Genomic DNA, 17946 nt, shown 5'->3' with positions numbered 1-17946 from the left:
CGAGGGCGTCTGTGGCCTGTGCGGAATTTCTTAAATGTAACTCAGTTTAACTTAAGGTTACATAATTGTGACCGCCAACAAAAAACCGAAATCCAGGAATAATCTCTACCTGAAATTACCATCATTCTGATATTGACATTGCCGATCACCTGTCAGACTCACTCTCAGTTCCAGGCATTACGTCAAAAAAAGCAGGTTATTTCCGGAGGTCTTTATGGCTGATTTTACGCTCTCAAAATCCCTGTTTAAGGGCAAGCATCGGGATCCCTCCTCCCTGCCCGGCAACATTGCGTATGCCGTATTTGTGCTGTTTTGCTTCTGGGCGGGTGCACAGATTTTAAATCTGTTGGCCCACGCGCCCGGCATCTATGAAGAACTGATGCAGCTGCAAATGCAGGAGACAGGACGCCCGCGGGTTGAAATCGGTTTAGGCGTCGGTACCCTCTTTGGACTGATCCCCTTCCTGGCCGGAAGCCTGATTCTTGGCGTCATAGCGGCGGTCATGCGCTGGCGTCACCGTCATCATAAAGATGACTGATTCATACACTTCGCCCGACGATCGTCCACCCGTTTAGCAAACCACGCAGTAGTCAGATTACGCGTGATCTTCGGGCTTTCCAGTTGAATGCCCGGCAGCATTTCACGGGGTAACGTTTTCCCGGTCTTCGCTTCCGCCAGCATATAAACCTTTTCGTACAATGCGGTTTTTTCAAAGGCCAGGCTGTCACCTTTTTGCAGTTGACGGCGGATCTCACTCTCGCTCATCCCTAGCTTCCCGGCCAGTTTACGTACCGCCAGCTCCGTTTTGCCCGGCTCACTGCTGCCATAGAGAATCAAATCCCCGTCCATCGCCAGCTTCACTCCGCTGGCTTTACTGACCGCATTCTGGAAAGCTGCATTGCGGCTCGCATACCATCCGGCATTAAAATCGGCGAAGCGGAAGATTGGCGCACTGTAATTCGCCGGGTAGTTGAGCAGATGATACGTACCGAACCATAACCCACCACGGCGGCTAAACACTTCCTGACGTACCGTCCCCGCCATTTTCCACGGATACCCGCTGGTGTGCTGCTCAGCAAACGCGATACTGACCTGCATTGGACCACCGGTATGTACCGGATTAAGCGATCCGATCAATGTCTGCCCCATCGGCACCATGTTGATGAAATCATCAAAGATGGCGCTAAGCTGTTTTTCCGTCTTCACCGTATCCAGACGCTCGCTGTAGCTTTTCCCCGTTGGCGAGTTAATCTTTAGCGCGGTATGCACGACAAACAGCGGGATATGCATGCGTTCTGCGCGACGGTCAATCTCTTTCCAGGCGATTTTGCTTAAACCAGGAACAGCCGGATCGGCCTGGAAGTTTGACTCCTGCTGCGCTACCGCCAGCACCGAACAGATGTTTTCAACCGTCGGTGCCAGCTTCTGGCTTTCAAAGGTCTTTGCCAAATCCTGCGCCCACGCGTCCCGGTCTTTCACGCTGGCGGGCATTTTCTGGCGCACCACGCTCGCCACATCGACGGCTTTCTCCCCCTTTTTTAGCGGCTGCGCGGGTTGACTACTACATCCCACCAGCACCAGTGCTGCCAGACCAGACAAGGGGTAAAGACGGGAAACCGTCGACATAACATCTCCTTTTGTTAACTAAGAGTATGGGTAACTTCCTGAATTTCCTGACCATCAAGCTCGCGTTCAAAGCTGCGCAGACGCTTATAAATAGACATCAGTTCTACTAACGTTGTCCAGGAGTTAATCAGATACTGGAACGAGCCGCGCACCTGGCCAAACACGTTAGTGATTTGCGTCATCAGGCCGAGCGTAATCGTACCGGCAACAATTGACGGAAACAGCAGGAACAAGCCGAAAACGTTATCAACCTGCAGGTAAAGAATACGGGCAATATTGAAGTACATATAGTGAAAATAGAGACGGAAGTAGTTTTGCCGTACCGCATGGAACAGTTCACGCACCGTCGGTGGCGTCGCACGGTTGCCATCATCTTCGCCATAGACCAATTCTTTACGATAGGCCGCTTCCACGCGCTGGTTTTTAAACTCCAGCCCGGGAAGTTTTATCCCGACCACGGCCAGTAAACCGGTTCCCATCAGCGACCAGACAATCGCGGCAATCACCAGGCCATAAGGCACATGTCCAACAATCGGCAGGTCAGGAACATGGGCAGAGAGCGTAACCAGTACAGGCAGGAAGGCAATCAGCGTCATAATCGCGTTGATAAAGCTGACGCCCATATCTTCCAGCGTAGAAGCAAAACGCATGGTGTCTTCCTGTACACGCTGTGCTGCGCCTTCGATGTGACGCAAATGCTGCCAGTGCGCCATATAGTGTTCGTTCATCGCGGTACGCCAGCGGAACACATAGTGGCTGACGAAGAAGTTGTTCATCACGCCAATGACTACGGCTATCAGCGCAATACCGAGAAAAATGCCCACTTCATGATAGAACTGCTCAATCTTCACCTTGTGTGGTGCGCTGAGCGCAGTTTGAATCAGGTCATAAAATGGCGCATACCAGGCGTTGACGGCGACGCCGACTTCAACCAGAAACCAGGTCACAAAAATAATCAGCGATGTGCCCAGAATAGACCAGTACTGCCAGCGATGTGGACTGTAGAGAAACCAGAACAGCGCGAACACCCCGACACAAAGAATGTAGTACGCATAAAAAATCAGGTAATCCAACGACCAGAAACGCGCTGCGCTAATAGGTACGTCTCCCGACGCGCCGGTAATATGTGCAACCCAGGCTCCTCCACCTGCTTGCCAGAATACAACGGCGACGAGTGCCCAAATAAATGCCGAAATAAAGAACGGCCCCGGCTTTGGGAAAAAAGACTTAAACATAGTGCTCTCCTGCTAACTTCTTATCGTTATGACGACTGCTGTGCATTTGCCACCGTAGAGTGCGGAGGCCAGACGGCTTACGCCCAAAAACACAAGCTGAAACCGACAATTGTGACCAAAACCGAGGCACTTAGTTCGCACCTCGGTTATGAAGAATTGTTTCTGTGGTTTTCACACTCGACAACGTTCCAGTATGTGCAGATTATCACAGCGTGAGATCACAAAAGCGAACATCCGCAATCCAGGAAACTCCTGTGTTTACTCATCGTTACGTTTTTCCCACTATCATTGGTTGATAAGCGCTTTGCAATACGCCGATGAGTAGTATAAATACGCATACGCACGACATCCTTTTTCACTTTCTCTAACTCATGGACACCACCGTTGAAACGTAGTCTGCTTTTTTCTGCCGCGCTGTGTGCGGCGTCATTGACATCTGTCCAGGCGGCACAGCCTATAACCGATCCGGTCTTCGCCTCTGATATCGTTGATCGTTATGCCGACCATATATTTTACGGCAGTGGTGCTACGGGGATGGCGCTCGTGGTGATTGATGGTAATCAGCGTGTATTTCGCAGTTTTGGTGAAACACGCCCCGGCAATAATGTTCACCCGCAACTGGATTCCGTAATCCGCATTGCCTCAATTACCAAATTAATGACCAGCGAAATGCTGGTGAAATTACTCGATCAGGGCACGGTCAAACTCAACGATCCATTGAGTAAATATGCACCTCCTGGCGCACGCGTACCCACTTATCAAGGAACACCAATTACGCTGGTGAATCTGGCGACGCATACCAGCGCACTGCCGCGCGAACAGCCAGGCGGCGCGGCCAAGCGCCCGGTGTTTGTCTGGCCAACCCGCGAGCAGCGCTGGAGCTATCTCTCGACGGCAACGCTTAAAGCCGCGCCAGGATCGCAGGCTTCTTATTCCAACCTGGCGTTTGACCTGCTGGCCGATGCGCTGGGTACCGCGTCCGGTAAGCCTTATCCGCAGCTGTTTGAAGAAAAAATCACCCGTCCGCTGGGGATGAAAGACACCACCTTTACGCCGTCCCCCGATCAGTGTCGACGCCTGATGGTCGCGGAAAAAGGTGCCAGTCCTTGTAACAATACGCTAGCAGCGATGGGCAGCGGCGGCGTCTATTCAACGCCTGGCGATATGATGCGCTGGATGCAGCAGTATCTTTCTTCTGACTTTTATCATCGTAGCCAGCAGGCCGACCGGATGCAGACGCTGATTTACCAGCGTACGCAGTTAACTAAAGTGGTGGGAATGGACGTTCCAGGCAGAGCCGATGCGCTTGGTTTGGGCTGGGTCTACATGGCGCCGAAGAATGGCAGACCGGGAATTATTCAAAAAACCGGTGGCGGCGGTGGCTTCATTACCTATATGGCGATGATCCCACAGCAAAACGTTGGGGCATTTGTCGTAGTGACGCGCTCTCCGCTGACCCGTTTTACCAATATGAGCGACGGTATCAACGAACTGGTTGCAGAGTTGAGCGGGTACAAGCCACAGGTCATTCCTGCATCCTGATTCAATACTCAAAAGGCAAACGGTTAATGCACACCAGTTTGCCTTTATTCATTTCAATGTAACCGCCTTTACGCAATGCTGCGAGAACCTCAGCGACAACCGAGCGTGAAATTCGTGTGCGTTGGTGAATATAGTTCATAACGCCAATGCGTGAACGAAGGGCTTCATCCCATTTCGTCATAGAGATCAATGTCGCGCGAATCTGATCGTAGGAGTTATTGCCGATCAACTGCAGATCGCGTAATTCAAGCATGGAGTTTTGCCATGCCAACCAACAAAAAGCTTCACGCCAAAGCTGGCACTCTTCAATTATATTAATTGTTTGCGAGGCAGGTAGATGGTATCCCGTACAATCGCTTTCCGTGATTAATCTGTATTGTATATCTGTTTTTATCACACCATCTGAAAGCCCCATAATAAACGGTGCCTGCGCAATACCGACCAGCACATTCTCCCCTCGCCTCAGAGAAATTACACCATTTAAAATGATAAAGGTATCGTCACTGTTTATATCACTGGAATAAATTATTTCTTTATCGTTATCACACTCAAAGTGTTTGCCATATTTTGACAAACATTTATCAAGCTTACCAAATTCCACAAGCGGTTTATTTGCAGACAACATTTGGGCATCCCTTGCAATAAATGCCCGTCAAATCCGTGACGGGCATTTTTCTGAGTTAGATTATCTTTTCTTTAACAACAAGAGATGTCTTACCAGGTATATTTAACACCAACATTTGCAGACCAGTCTTGATCAACATCGCCACCACCGAGGTAGTTAGCATCGGTGTATGCGCTGAAGTTTTTGGTAAAGCTGAACTGAGTACCCAGTCCAACACGTACCGCAGAACCTTCTACACCGTTGTCGATAGAGTCGCCGTTTACGTCAGAATCGTTGTTAGAGTCGTCGTAAACGTAGGCCAGTTTGAAGTACGGGGTCAGCGCCTGGTCGTCGCTATAAGCGAAGGTATAACCTGCATCGACACCGAGTTCATAACGCATGCTGTCATAAGACTGACCGTCAACTTTCATGTCGTTGCTCAGCTTATAGTCATCACCAGACTGGAACAGACCGGATACGCTGCCGTATGGCGTTACGTAACCTGCGTCACCCAGCTTCAGGTCATAACCCAGTTTCAAGCCAAAGCCCCAGGCATCAGAAGAGGTGCTGCCATCAACATACTGACCGTTGCTCATGTTAGCAGTCAAATCGTTGTTGAAGTGAGAGTAGCTTAAGTTACCGTCAACAAAGATGTTGTTGGCAAAGTGAGCAGAAGAGTAGATGTAGGCAGTCTGGCTATCCTGATCCACCTGACCGGTACGGTCGCTCATATCACCTTTCGCGAAGCCTGCTGCAGCACCGAGAATCCACTTAGCGTTGTTACCATCAATTTTGGAATCAACACCGACCATGATGCCGTTAACATCCTGATCGTAGTTAATGGTGCCGTTATCTGCATCGAAGCTACCACCGAAGTAGCTTACCCATGCGCCACCGTTATCAACCAGGCCATGACGCGCGTTAGTCAGACGAGTACCAACGGTATCTTGTTCCAGGTTCCAGATATTGGTGTTAGCAGACGGAATGCTCAGCGCCATGTTCGCGTAGTCTGTCAGTTCCATCTGCTGCAGAACAACGGTGTTACCCTGCTGCTGTGCCTGATAGGTGTAAGCACCCAGGTCAGCTTTGTTAGCTGCAGAGAAGGTCGCAGTGCTGTTCGCGTCGTTAACGTAGACCAGCTCGTTACCTTTGTAATCCGCAACAGAACCTGCGCCAGTAGCGTTGTCGATACGGACTTTGTAGTTACCGGTTGCGGCCGCTACATGGTCACCATAGTTATCAACTTCAGACTGATCGCCTGATGTGTCGGAATCGCCGTTACCGTTGATAGTCAGATGACCATCAGAGTTCATCGCGATCACGCCATAACCGTAGTTAGAATGAGATTTATCGTTAGTGCGATCGTTGTTCAGATCAGCATTCAGCACATAGTCAGTGCTGTTGATGTCGAAAACACCCGCGTTAACATGGTTATAAGCGTCGGTGTAGCTAGTCAGGTTCAGGGTATCAACCTGCAGTGCATTACCGGTACTGTTACCCACATCCAGAACGCCGTTGTTAGTGACGTTAATGGTGTTTGCATACAGCGCAGCTTCAAGCACATTCCAGCCAGCAGAAACATCATCGGCGATTGTGACAGTACTGTTGTCGATAGACAGCGTATCAGTTGCAACATGACCATCTTCGTTGATGTTCAGTGCAGAAGCACCAGTCAGAGAGATGGAGTCAGCAACCAGCTCAGAATCACCCACGTTGACGACAGAACCGCTGTTGATGCTCAGGGTATCAATCAGGGAAGTTTTGGTGGTATCCCACTGTGAAGCACCGTTCAGCGTGACGTTGAACAGGCCGCTCTGGTAGACAGCGTTGCCAACTACATGACCATTTTCGTCATAAGAAGTTGTGTCGCTATCAATACCGTAGGTTGAATCCGGCCACAGGCTGTTAGCGGTGATGTCGATCAGCGTAGCGGTGGCTTCAGTGCCTGCAGCGTAGCTGTCATAAACGCCGTCACCATCGGTGTCAACCTGGTGCACAGACATTGCCGCACCGACCCACTTACTGCCGTTGTTCAGGGTCAGATCCAGACGGTCAGTACCGTCCCAACCATTGGTATCCAGGTCAGCATCGGTATCACGATAAGTGTCAGCACCGTTCGGGAAGAAGTTCTCATCGAAGTTGCTGGAGAACAGCACATCACCCATCAGTGTGGAATTGTTAAACGTTGCAGTGGTCTGCATCGCGTTATCCGCATTTGGATTAGCAATAACCGCTAACGCAATATCGTCTGCAGTATAAGAGCCGCTGTAGTCGCTTGCATTGCTGGTGTTACCAAACCAACCGGTGGTGCCTTCGTCAGTCCATGAACCAGAGGTCAGGGTAGAATCGCTGACAGCGATAGTGTTGTTAAATACTTCACTGCTGTTTACGCCAGTGCTGACGGTATTATCGTCAATATCTGCCCACTCGTAACCCTGAGTCAGGGTTATGCCAGCGACATGAGAGTTGGCGGAGATAGACAGATCAACTTCTTGATCCAGCGTGATAGCTGTACCCAGGTTATAAACGTCGACAACGTGTGTGTCAGCTGCGTCATTATACGTACCGTTGTAGGTATAATGTTCGTAGTTGTCATCGATAGTTGAGTTGATGACGTTCATCGCCAGGCGATCGTAGTAATAGTCAGTACCCGTACGGTTAGTACAATCCGTGGTCATACATTCGGATGTCACCATACCGTGAATGGTGCTGTTTTTAATCGTCAGGCTGTTGTTATTGGTGTTAGTAGACAGCCCATCATCCAGATAATAAGTAGAAATAACGCCGTTGACAGTGGCGTTATTGATTACCGGATAAATATCACCGTTATAAATACTATCGGTGTCGTAATTGTTCCAACCAACATATCCATCATAATAGACGCCATCCGCATAGGATGCGTCATTATAATGAGCAAACGTTGTGTAGGTGGTCCCAGAGATATCAGTTGAAGCATTCGCCTGAGAAGTGATTGCCAAAGTGCAGGCTAATGCTAATTGTGATACTACAAGTTTCTTTTTCCAAGTGTGCATTTGTCATCCCTCCTCAGGGACGTAATATAGTTGATCCATCAATTATCAATGCAAAGAAAACATTTTATGTTTCGCGGGGAAGATTATGCGGTTTCACAAAGGAAAGGTTCAATTATTCTTTGGCTTAAGTCCGATTACGGACAATAGATATGCAAATTATTCGAAACAGCAAGTAAACGTAAAAATCATTTTTATTTTAGACAGTTACATGTAAAGGCATTGGCAAAACAATATATTGAAACTATGATTAGCTTAAAAATCAAACGTCAGCAAATAAATACCGTTAAATCTCGCCACTTAATTAAAAATTAAATTAAACTAAATTCACCATAAAACTAATCACTATTTAAAATAGTCATAATTGCAAAAATAGAGATAACACATAATACCAAGCATTGGTAACATCAACATAACCTCGGCATAACGCCAACTTTCGTAAACCCCTCGCCCTCAGGTTCGGGTATACTACGGCCTTCGATTCCACAAACATCAGGCATACCATGACAGACCTAATCCAACGCCCTCGTCGCCTGCGCAAATCCCCTGCGCTGCGCGCTATGTTTGAAGAGACAACACTCAGCTTAAATGACCTGGTGTTGCCGATCTTTGTTGAAGAAGAACTCGACGATTACAAAGCTATCGACGCCATGCCCGGCGTGATGCGCATACCAGAGAAACACCTGGCGCGCGAAATCGAACGTATTGCTAATGCAGGCATCCGCTCGGTCATGACCTTCGGGATTTCTCATCACACCGATGAGACCGGCAGCGATGCCTGGAAAGAAGACGGTCTGGTGGCGCGCATGTCGCGTATCTGTAAGCAGACCGTACCGGAAATGATCGTCATGTCCGACACCTGTTTCTGTGAATACACCTCGCACGGTCACTGCGGCGTATTATGCGAACACGGCGTTGATAACGACTTAACCCTTGCTAACCTCGGCAAGCAGGCAGTCGTTGCCGCCGCAGCGGGCGCAGATTTTATCGCCCCTTCCGCCGCAATGGACGGCCAGGTACAGGCGATTCGCCAGGCGCTGGACGCCGCGGGCTTCACCGATACTGCGATCATGTCCTACTCCACCAAGTTTGCCTCTTCTTTCTACGGCCCGTTCCGTGAAGCCGCAGGCACGGCGCTGAAAGGCGATCGTAAAACATATCAAATGAACCCGATGAATCGCCGTGAAGCGATTCGTGAATCGCTGCTGGATGAAGCCCAGGGCGCAGACTGCCTGATGGTGAAACCGGCTGGCGCGTATCTCGATATTCTGCGTGATATCCGCGAGCGCACCGAGCTGCCGATTGGCGCTTATCAGGTCAGCGGTGAATACGCGATGATCAAATTCGCGGCGATGGCAGGTGCAATAGATGAAGAGAAAGTGGTTCTGGAAAGCTTAGGCTCGATCAAACGCGCTGGCGCGGATCTGATCTTCAGCTACTTCGCACTGGATCTGGCTGAGAAAAAAATCCTGCGCTAACCACTTTGTTGCCGAATGGCGACTTCACCTTATCGGGCCGACAGTTCCAGGCCCGATAAGTAAAACCCCACCAACAATCACCCCGCCCGATAAAAAGGCTGATCCCCAAGGATCGTCGCCCGGTGCATAATACGCCGCTGCGGCAGATAATCCGCATTGGCATAATGTTGCGTGACGCGATTATCCCAAATCGCCACATCGTTGGGCTGCCAGCGCCAGCGCACCTGAAACTCCGGTTTGGTGATATGCGCGAATAAAAAGCTTAGTAACGCCTCGCTCTCTTTTTCCGTCACATCGACAATTCGCGTAGTAAATCCCTCATTCACAAACAGTGCCTGTTTACCGCTTACCGGATGGGTCCGCACCACCGGATGTAGCAACGGTGGATGTTTAGCGACCGCCTCCAGCCAGCGCTGATGCTCTTCTGGTGTCTTGCGGTATTTATACTCCTGGAACGATTTACGGAAATCATGCTCTGCCCGCAGGCCACTCAACAGCTGACGAAACGGCTCAGACAATGCCTCATAAGCGGCAATTCCGCTGGTCCATAGAGTGTCTCCACCGACCGATGGCAGCTCTTTTGCTGCCAGGATCGCCCCGGCAGGCGGCGTATCGATAAAGGTGACATCGGTGTGCCAGTTGTCGTTATCCGGCGGATTATCGTTATGGGTATCCAGCACGATAATTTCCTCTACCCCTTCGGCATGTGGATAGACAGGGTGAATATGCAGATCGCCGAAACGCAGCGCCAGTGCCCGCTGCTGTTGTGGCGTAATCACCTGCTGCCGCAGAAACACCACCTGGTGGCGCAGTACCGCATGATAAAGCTGTTCAAACTGATTATCGCTCAGCGGACGCGTCAAATCCGCACCAGTGATTTGTGCGCCAATGTACGGCCCCAGCGGGGTAATGCTCAGACGTTCACTCATTGTACTTCTCCATGCCAGGGCGTCAGGCGACGCTGAAGCGCGCGCAGACCCAGTTCTAAAATAAATGCGATAACGGCAATGACCGCGATCCCTGCCAGCACCACATCCGTTGCCAGAAACTCACCGGCTGACTGCACCATAAATCCTAACCCTCGCGTGGCCGCGATCAGTTCAGCTGCCACCAGCGTCGACCAACCCACGCCAAGCCCGATGCGTAACCCGGTGAGGATCTCCGGTAATGCCCCCGGCAAAATAACAAACCACAGCACCTGCGCACGGCTGGCCCCCAGCGACTGCGCGGCGCGCACTCTCACCTGCTGCGCACTTTTCACCCCCGCCAACGCCGACATCGCCACAGGGGCGAAAATCGCCAGATAGATCAGCAGGATCTTGGAGGTTTCACCGATGCCAAACCAAATGACCATCAGCGGTAAATAGGCCAGGGGAGGAACCGGACGATACAGTTCAATGATCGGATCGAGAATGCCGCGCATCGTCGGACTCAGCCCCATCGCGATCCCAACCGGAACGCCCAGCAGCACTGCCGCCAGCAGCGCGATAACAATACGCGTCAGACTCGCCGCCAGATGCTGCCACAGCGTGGCATCCATAAACCCTTGCGGCCCGGCAATGACGATCAGCTTTTGTAAAACCTGTCCCGGCGGCGGTAAAAACAGCGGACTGATTAACTGCAGCGCCGCCACCGTCCACCACACCGCCAGAATGACGGCCAACGTACCAAGGCTTAAGGTAATCTGCCGCGAGAACGGCCAGCGCCAGTTCAGCACCCGCTGGCGACGGGGTTTATCATTAATCACCACGCTCATGAGAATGCCTCCCGTTGTTCAAAGACCCGACCTAACACGTACTCGCGCATGGCGATAAACTGCGGATCGGACTTTATGCTGCGGCTCGACTCTCCGGCCACAAAGCGACGGGCGAAATTGAGCGGCAGACGTTCCAGTACCCGGCCTGGTCCTGGGGACAGCAATACCAGTTCTGTCGCCATAAACACCGCTTCTTCAATATCGTGGGTAATCAGCAGCACCTGTTTGCCAGTCTCATGCCACAGCTTCAGCAGCAGGGTTTGCATCTGCTCGCGGGTAAAGGCGTCGAGCGCACCAAAGGGTTCATCCAGCAGCAACAGCTGCGGGTTGGCCGCCAGCGCCCGGGCAATGCCGACGCGCTGACGTTGTCCACCGGAAAGTTGCCAGATAAAGCGTTTTCCCGCGCCCTCCAGCCCGACTTTCTGCAACATATCCAGAGCAATACGCTGACGCTGCGGCTTGTCCACACCCGCCAGCTGCAGCCCAAAAGCCACGTTGTCCTGCACGTTGCGCCAGGGCAGCAGTCCTTCGTTCTGGAACACGACCCCGCGATCTGCCCCCGGACCATCAACCCTGTTACCCGCCAGCGTGATGCTGCCATGCTGATACGGCACAAACCCGGCAATCAGATTTAACAACGTGGTTTTCCCGCAACCGGAAGGCCCGAGTACCACCAGCAGTTCACCGCTATCGAGCGTCAGGTTGATATCCTCCAGCGCCGGTTTTCCACCGTAGCTGGCGGCAAGATGAGAGATTTGCAGCATCATCGCCTCCTTATTTATTGCACGAAGCGATCGGTCACGTACTGGCTGTAATCTGTCGCGACAGCGGGGACTTTGCCCTGCTCTTTAAGGAACTGCGCGGTGTCGATAATCGCTTTGTTCACCGGGCCGGTTAGCTCAGCGGTTTGCTGTTGCGGTGTCAGGTAAGTGTTACCTTTCACCAGCCCCGGAACATCCGCCTCCGGTACGCCGCTCAAACGTGACAGTTTGCTGATATTCTCCGGCTGCTTCAGCCATTCATCAGGATTAGCGATATAAGGCTGCTGGGCATCGATAGCGCTTTTGGCAAAGGCTTTCACCACCTCAGGATGCTTCTCGGCAAAATCTTTGCGCACTACCCACACGTCCAGCGTCGGTGCCCCCCACTCGCCAACCTGCGAAGAGTCGGTTAACACCTTTCCGTCTTTTTCCAACGCGTTGACCGCAGGCGCCCAGACATACGCACCATCAATATCTCCGCGCTGCCATGCGGCAATAATCGCTGGTGGTTGCAGGTTCACAATCTCCACCTGGCCGGGTTTAATCCCCCAATGTTTCAACGCCGCCAGCAGGCTGTAATGGGTGGTGGATATAAACGGCACGGCAATGCGTTTGCCAATCAAATCTTCCGGTTTACTGATGTTTTTCTTCACCACCAGCGCCTCAGAATTGCCGAGCTTTGATGCCAGCAGGAAAACCTCAATAGGCACTTGCTGACTGGCAGCGACCGCCAGCGGGCTGGAGCCGAGATTACCGATCTGCACGTCGCCGGACGCCAGCGCACGAACGATGCTCGCCCCGCTGTCGAATTTGCGCCAGTCAACGCTCGCCCCGCTCTCTTTGGCAAACGTGTTGTCCGCCTGCGCCACTTTGGCAGGTTCGGCGGAGGTCTGATAAGCAACGGTGACGTTCACCGCCTGCGCCTGAAATGCGATGAATGCCAGTGCGGCAAGAAGTGCGTTACGCGATGAAATAGCCATGATTGTCTGCTCCCCTGTCTTGTTATGGAGGCAGTATTTCGTTGCGGCACATTTTGATAAAGGAATTAAAAATTCTGGCTAAGAACAAAGCGTTTTTAGAAAAAAAGCGGCAATAGTTAGCTATTTCGCTCATTACAGAACGTAGGCCGGATAAGGCGCTTGCGCCGCCATCCGCAATCAATGCCTGATGCGCTGCGCTTATCAGGCCTACACTCGCTGTAAATTATTGCGATTTTGTTACATTCGTTACATATCCGCGCCACGATGATTGCCAGCGCGGCGCTGGCAGGCATCATAGAGGCCATTGTCAGCAAGAGAGCAATATCATGATTCATGTTGTGCTGGTGGATGACCATGTGGTGGTGCGTTCCGGCTTTGCGCAATTACTCAGTCTCGAAGACGATCTGAACGTTACCGGTCAGTACAGCAGCGCGGCGGAGGCCTGGCCTGCACTTCTGCATGATGATGTCAGCGTCGCGGTAATGGATATCGCCATGCCGGATGAAAATGGCCTGAGCCTGTTAAAACGACTGCGGGCGCAGAAGCCCGGTTTTCGCGCCATTATTCTCAGCATTTATGACTCGCCCACGTTTGTGCAAAGCGCGCTGGACGCAGGCGCCAGCGGTTACCTGACCAAACGCTGCGGCCCGGAAGAACTGGTGCAGGCTGTACGCTCAGTAGGCATGGGCGGCCATTACCTGTGCGCCGATGCGCTGCGTGCACTACGCGGCGGCGAGCAGCCCGCGCAGGTTCTGGAAGTTCTGACCCCGCGCGAGCGTGAAGTGTTTGATCTGTTGGTTAAAGGTGACAGCGTGAAAGAGATCGCCTTCAAGCTCGACCTCAGCCACAAGACGGTGCACGTTCATCGGGCGAACGTGCTGGGCAAACTGCAATGCCACAGCACCATCGATCTGGTGCATTTTGCCCTCGACCACCAACTATTGACGGGGCATTAATGTCGCGTAGCCTTCGGCATTGGGTTATTTCTCTGTTTATTCTGCTGGCCTGGGGATCGGGCTGGCTGATGCTGTGGACGCTGGGGTTTTATCTGACCCACAACGGCCAGCAGGCGGCGCTATTTCTGCCGCACGGCGTCTATCTCGCGCTGTTAATTCTGCTTTCTCGCCGTTACTGGCCCGCGCTGATACTGCCGCCGGTGTTGATGTTGTTCTGGCTGCACAGCGAGCAATTACTGAATGGCTATATCCTGCTGGCTGCGCCGTTAATTAGCCTGATTCCGGCGAGCATCGGCCAGTCATACTGGCACCGCTTTCCCCTTTACTGGCAACGCTTAACGCTGCTGCTGGCCGCCGTAACGCTCACCTCATTGCTCAATACCGCCCTGCTTTCACCGTTTATCCAGAGCCCGGCAACGCTGATTGGCCTGGCGTCGTTTACCGGCGGCGTGTTGCTGACGCCGTTTGTTTATCTGATCTATGAATTTCTGCGCCAGCAGCACCGCTATCATCTGCTCGGGCTGGATACCACCAATCCCCCGCTGCGCACCTCGCTTATCATCTGGTGTAGCCTGTTTTTTATTATTGGCATCGGTACTCAGATGGTGCTGTCGCCGGAGATCGAGCGCCTGTTGCTAATCGTGGTGTTTTTACCAAACGTGGTGATGGCGTGGAAATTTGGCTGGCAGGGCGGCGTGTTGTCAGGATTGCTCGGCAGTATGATGATCACTATCGCCCGGCAAATCGGCGTCGGGTTCAGTAACTTACTGGAGCTGGAGATTTTCCTCGCCACCCAGGCTCTGCTGGGTATAGGGCTGGGGATCGCCATCAGCCGCCAGCAGCATCTGGCGCAAAACCTGCACCATTATCGCCAGCGTCTGGAAACCGAACTGGCGGCGCGTCGCGCGCTGACCGAACAGCTGATCCGCACCGAAGAAAACACGCGCAAAAGCCTGGCGCGGGAACTGCACGATGAAATTGGTCAGAACATCACCGCCATTCAAATTCAGTCGCAACTGGTCAAACGCGCACCGGGTCGTGAGCAAACGCTTGAGGCTGCGAATCAAATCAACGACCTGGCCCGGCGTATTCATCACTCCACCCGTCAGTTGCTGCGCCAACTGCGCCCCCCCGCGCTCGATGAACTGTCTTTTAAAGATGCACTACATCATCTGGTGAATGAATTTGCTTTTGCTGAACGGGGTATTCGCTGCCGCTTTGATTATCAGCTAGAAAATACGCCAGAAAACGAAACGGTGCGCTTCACGCTGTATCGCCTGTTGCAGGAGTTACTCAATAACGTCTGTAAACATGCCGATGCCAGCGATGTGTCGATTACGCTGCGCCAGCGGGAACATTGCTTGTTTCTGGACGTCGCTGACAACGGCGTTGGTATTCTGCCAGAAAAAATTCCCGGTTTCGGTATCCAGGGGATGCGTGAGCGGGTGAGCGCCCTTGGCGGTGAACTGACGCTCGAATCAAACAACGGCACGCGAGTAATTGTTAACTTGCCCACAAATTTGCAACAAACCAGTCGCTAACCAGGAAAAAGTCTTAGTCACTGCGGACTTTCTCTCATCCCCTTTTGCTTTCACTTTCCTATAGTCAGCACAAACGGAGACTGCCATGCATACACGCTCAGCCAGCGAAACAGACCAACAATACCGGGCGCTACGCCCCCGGCTGCTGATGTGTATGGTAATTGGTTACGCCGCGTTTTATCTGACGCGCAAAAGCGTTAACTATGTCCTCCCGGCGCTGCAAACGGATCTGGGTCTGGATAAAGGTGATATCGGCCTGCTTGGGTCACTGTTTTATCTGACCTATGGTCTGTCGAAATTCACCGCCGGGCTGTGGCACGACAGCCACGGACAACGCGCGTTTATGGGTATTGGTCTGTTTGCCACCGGCGTTTTAAACGTGCTGTTCGCCTTTGGTGAATCGCTGACGCTGCTGCTGGTGGTCTGGACGCTGAACGGATTTTTTCAGGGCTGGGGCTGGCCGCCCTGTGCCCGACTACTGACCCACTGGTACTCGCGCAACGAACGTGGCTTCTGGTGGGGCTGCTGGAATATGTCGATCAACATCGGTGGCGCCATTATCCCGCTAATTAGCGCTTTTGCCGCCCACTGGTGGGGCTGGCAGGCGGCCATGCTGGCACCGGGGATAATCAGTATGGCACTGGGAATCTGGCTCACCCTGCAATTGAAAGGCACGCCCCAGGAAGAAGGGTTACCCACGGTTGGGGAATGGCGGCATGACCCGCTGGAGCTACGTCAGGAACAGCAAAGCCCGCCGATGGGGCTGTGGCAAATGTTGCGCACTACTATGCTGAAAAACCCGATGATCTGGCTGCTCGGCGTGTCGTACGTATTGGTCTATTTGATCCGCATTGCGCTCAACGACTGGGGCAACATCTGGCTGACGGAAAGCCACGGTGTGAATCTGCTCAGCGCTAATGCCACGGTGATGCTGTTTGAAGTTGGCGGCTTGCTGGGGGCGCTGTTTGCCGGATGGGGATCGGATCTGCTGTTCAGCGGTCAGCGTGCGCCGATGATTTTGCTGTTCACGCTGGGGCTGATGGTTTCCGTCGCCGCACTGTGGCTGGCACCAGTGCACCACTACGCGCTACTGGCAGTGTGTTTCTTTACCGTGGGCTTTTTTGTGTTTGGCCCACAAATGCTAATTGGCCTCGCAGCCGTTGAATGCGGACACAAAGCAGCGGCAGGTTCAATTACCGGTTTTCTCGGGCTGTTCGCCTATCTGGGGGCCGCGCTGGCGGGTTGGCCGCTGTCGTTGGTCATAGAACATTACGGCTGGTCGGGAATGTTCAGTTTGCTCTCGGTTGCCGCTGTATTTATGGGTTTATTGCTGATGCCGTTGCTCATTGCGGGCATTACCCCTTCTCTCAGTCAAAGGATAAAACAATGAAACTGACGCTTACCTCTACCCTGATTGCTTCCGCTCTGACGCTGGCGGCCTTCAGCAACGCAGCCCAGGCGCAGGGCCGTCTGGTGGTGTATTGCAGCGCCACCAACGAGATGTGCGAAACCGAAACCAAAGCCTTCGGTGAAAAATATGATGTGAAAACCTCATTCATTCGCAACGGCTCTGGCAGTACGCTGGCGAAAGTGGATGCAGAGAAGAAAAACCCGCAGGCGGATGTGTGGTACGGCGGTACGCTGGATCCGCAATCCCAGGCCGGTGAAATGGGTCTGCTGCAGCCGTATAAATCACCAAACCTCGAACAGATCATGGAGAAATTCCGCGATCCCGCGAAGGTCAAAGGTAATCTCTCTTCGGCGGTTTACGTCGGTATTCTGGGCTTTGGCGTTAATACCCAGCGCCTGAAAGAGAAAAACCTGCCGGTGCCAAAATGCTGGAAGGATCTGACCAAACCGGAATACAAGGGCGAAATCCAGATTGCTGACCCGCAAAGCTCCGGTACCGCCTACACCGCGCTGGCGACCTTTGCTCAACTGTGGGGTGAAGATCAGGCCTTTGATTACCTGAAACAGCTCAACGCCAACGTCTCTCAATACACCAAATCCGGCATTGCCCCGGCGCGTAACGCCGCCCGCGGCGAAACGGCTATCGGCATTGGCTTCCTGCACGACTACTCGCTGGAAAAAGAACAGGGCGCACCGCTGGAGCTGATTTCCCCCTGCGAAGGCACCGGGTATGAAATCGGCGGCGTCAGCATCCTGAAAGGCGCTCGCAACGTCGACAACGCCAAACTGTTCGTTGACTGGGTGCTGTCGAAAGACGCACAGGAGCTGGCGTGGAAGAAAGGCAAATCCTATCAGATCCTGACCAACACCACCGCCGAGACCTCTCCTAACTCGCTGAAGCTCGACGACCTGAAGCTTATCAATTACGACATGGATAAGTACGGCTCGACTGACGTACGTAAGGCGTTGATCAATAAGTGGGTTAGCGAAGTTAAGATGGGTAAATAAGCCCACGTTGCGTTCATTTG

The 17946-nt window shown here is 52.6% G+C and carries 15 protein-coding genes; 7 read left to right on the top strand and 8 right to left on the bottom strand.

All coding sequences use genetic code 11. The annotated features are described in order from the left end of the window. Positions 1-214 precede the first annotated feature (214 nt). A complete protein-coding gene (locus OGY09_RS23360; RefSeq protein ID WP_032942507.1) occupies positions 215-538 on the top strand; it encodes a DUF2755 family protein in 324 nt (107 codons plus the stop codon). On the opposite strand, the gene OGY09_RS23355 is transcribed toward OGY09_RS23360, so the two are convergent. Then, positions 523-1626, bottom strand: coding sequence for a DUF1615 domain-containing protein (locus OGY09_RS23355; RefSeq protein WP_275399121.1), 1104 nt, complete (start codon positions 1624-1626; stop codon positions 523-525). The genes OGY09_RS23360 and OGY09_RS23355 overlap by 16 nt on opposite strands. Before the next feature lie 14 nt (positions 1627-1640). After that, entirely contained in the window at positions 1641-2861 is a 1221-nt protein-coding gene (gene sbmA / locus OGY09_RS23350; protein ID WP_008783897.1) for a peptide antibiotic transporter SbmA, read from the bottom strand. A gap of 384 nt (positions 2862-3245) precedes the next feature. Between sbmA and ampH the strand changes: the two genes are divergently transcribed. Further along, positions 3246-4403, top strand: a complete 1158-nt coding sequence (gene ampH, locus OGY09_RS23345; protein WP_003830945.1) for a D-alanyl-D-alanine-carboxypeptidase/endopeptidase AmpH — start codon at positions 3246-3248, stop codon at positions 4401-4403. A gap of 1 nt (position 4404) precedes the next feature. On the opposite strand, the gene iprA is transcribed toward ampH, so the two are convergent. Then, positions 4405-5028, bottom strand: a complete 624-nt coding sequence (iprA, locus tag OGY09_RS23340; protein ID WP_003830944.1) for a hydrogen peroxide resistance inhibitor IprA — start codon at positions 5026-5028, stop codon at positions 4405-4407. A gap of 89 nt (positions 5029-5117) precedes the next feature. Further along, complete coding sequence (gene ehaB / locus OGY09_RS23335) at positions 5118-8039, bottom strand: autotransporter adhesin EhaB (protein ID WP_032942505.1); 2922 nt, start codon at positions 8037-8039, stop codon at positions 5118-5120. Positions 8040-8539: 500 nt separating this feature from the next. Between ehaB and hemB the strand changes: the two genes are divergently transcribed. Beyond that, positions 8540-9514: a porphobilinogen synthase gene (hemB, locus tag OGY09_RS23330; RefSeq protein WP_003830941.1), complete on the top strand. Its 975-nt coding sequence runs from the start codon at positions 8540-8542 to the stop codon at positions 9512-9514. Positions 9515-9591: 77 nt separating this feature from the next. Here the strand turns inward: hemB and tauD are convergent, their stop codons facing one another. Genes tauD through tauA form a run of 4 tightly spaced genes read right to left on the bottom strand, consistent with a single transcriptional unit; the run spans position 9592 to position 13011 of the window. Next, positions 9592-10443, bottom strand: coding sequence for a taurine dioxygenase (gene tauD / locus OGY09_RS23325; RefSeq protein WP_032942503.1), 852 nt, complete (start codon positions 10441-10443; stop codon positions 9592-9594). Further along, the gene (gene tauC / locus OGY09_RS23320) at positions 10440-11270 is read right to left on the bottom strand and encodes a taurine ABC transporter permease TauC (protein WP_008783892.1); all 831 of its coding nucleotides are present in this window, start codon (positions 11268-11270) and stop codon (positions 10440-10442) included. The genes tauD and tauC overlap by 4 nt, the downstream gene beginning before the upstream one ends. Further along, positions 11267-12034, bottom strand: coding sequence for a taurine ABC transporter ATP-binding subunit (gene tauB, locus OGY09_RS23315; RefSeq protein WP_032942501.1), 768 nt, complete (start codon positions 12032-12034; stop codon positions 11267-11269). The genes tauC and tauB overlap by 4 nt, the downstream gene beginning before the upstream one ends. Before the next feature lie 14 nt (positions 12035-12048). Next, positions 12049-13011 (bottom strand): taurine ABC transporter substrate-binding protein, encoded by a 963-nt coding sequence (tauA, locus tag OGY09_RS23310; protein WP_032942500.1) that lies wholly within the window; start codon positions 13009-13011, stop codon positions 12049-12051. 326 nt (positions 13012-13337) lie between these two features. Here tauA and OGY09_RS23305 point away from each other — a divergent pair, with 326 nt between their 5' ends. The 4 genes from OGY09_RS23305 to OGY09_RS23290 all read left to right on the top strand — a co-directional run bounded on the left by OGY09_RS23305 (position 13338) and on the right by OGY09_RS23290 (position 17926). Beyond that, on the top strand, positions 13338-13967 hold the full coding sequence (locus OGY09_RS23305; protein ID WP_008783889.1) for a response regulator transcription factor: 630 nt from the start codon (positions 13338-13340) through the stop codon (positions 13965-13967). Then, the gene (locus OGY09_RS23300; RefSeq protein WP_032942497.1) at positions 13967-15508 is read left to right on the top strand and encodes an MASE1 domain-containing sensor histidine kinase; all 1542 of its coding nucleotides are present in this window, start codon (positions 13967-13969) and stop codon (positions 15506-15508) included. The genes OGY09_RS23305 and OGY09_RS23300 overlap by 1 nt, the downstream gene beginning before the upstream one ends. An 85-nt stretch (positions 15509-15593) precedes the next feature. After that, on the top strand, positions 15594-16898 hold the full coding sequence (gene uhpC / locus OGY09_RS23295; protein WP_003830933.1) for an MFS transporter family glucose-6-phosphate receptor UhpC: 1305 nt from the start codon (positions 15594-15596) through the stop codon (positions 16896-16898). Then, positions 16895-17926, top strand: coding sequence for an ABC transporter substrate-binding protein (locus OGY09_RS23290; protein ID WP_003830932.1), 1032 nt, complete (start codon positions 16895-16897; stop codon positions 17924-17926). The genes uhpC and OGY09_RS23290 overlap by 4 nt, the downstream gene beginning before the upstream one ends. Positions 17927-17946 lie beyond the last annotated feature (20 nt).

This window comes from Citrobacter sp. Cpo071 (assembly GCF_030332765.1).
GTDB classification, from domain to species: domain Bacteria; phylum Pseudomonadota; class Gammaproteobacteria; order Enterobacterales; family Enterobacteriaceae; genus Citrobacter; species Citrobacter portucalensis.
The sequence above is the reverse complement of the archived record's forward strand: the minus strand, read 5'-3'. Positions and strand labels throughout refer to the sequence as shown.

Coding starts and splice junctions, on each gene's coding strand:
- tauD (WP_032942503.1), bottom strand. CDS start 10,443: ATGAGTGAACGTCTGAGCATTACCCCGCTGGGGCCGTACATTGGCGCA.
- tauA (WP_032942500.1), bottom strand. CDS start 13,011: ATGGCTATTTCATCGCGTAACGCACTTCTTGCCGCACTGGCATTCATC.
- tauC (WP_008783892.1), bottom strand. CDS start 11,270: ATGAGCGTGGTGATTAATGATAAACCCCGTCGCCAGCGGGTGCTGAAC.
- sbmA (WP_008783897.1), bottom strand. CDS start 2,861: ATGTTTAAGTCTTTTTTCCCAAAGCCGGGGCCGTTCTTTATTTCGGCA.
- OGY09_RS23355 (WP_275399121.1), bottom strand. CDS start 1,626: ATGTCGACGGTTTCCCGTCTTTACCCCTTGTCTGGTCTGGCAGCACTG.
- hemB (WP_003830941.1), top strand. CDS start 8,540: ATGACAGACCTAATCCAACGCCCTCGTCGCCTGCGCAAATCCCCTGCG.
- ehaB (WP_032942505.1), bottom strand. CDS start 8,039: ATGCACACTTGGAAAAAGAAACTTGTAGTATCACAATTAGCATTAGCC.
- uhpC (WP_003830933.1), top strand. CDS start 15,594: ATGCATACACGCTCAGCCAGCGAAACAGACCAACAATACCGGGCGCTA.
- tauB (WP_032942501.1), bottom strand. CDS start 12,034: ATGCTGCAAATCTCTCATCTTGCCGCCAGCTACGGTGGAAAACCGGCG.
- OGY09_RS23360 (WP_032942507.1), top strand. CDS start 215: ATGGCTGATTTTACGCTCTCAAAATCCCTGTTTAAGGGCAAGCATCGG.
- OGY09_RS23300 (WP_032942497.1), top strand. CDS start 13,967: ATGTCGCGTAGCCTTCGGCATTGGGTTATTTCTCTGTTTATTCTGCTG.
- OGY09_RS23290 (WP_003830932.1), top strand. CDS start 16,895: ATGAAACTGACGCTTACCTCTACCCTGATTGCTTCCGCTCTGACGCTG.
- OGY09_RS23305 (WP_008783889.1), top strand. CDS start 13,338: ATGATTCATGTTGTGCTGGTGGATGACCATGTGGTGGTGCGTTCCGGC.
- iprA (WP_003830944.1), bottom strand. CDS start 5,028: ATGTTGTCTGCAAATAAACCGCTTGTGGAATTTGGTAAGCTTGATAAA.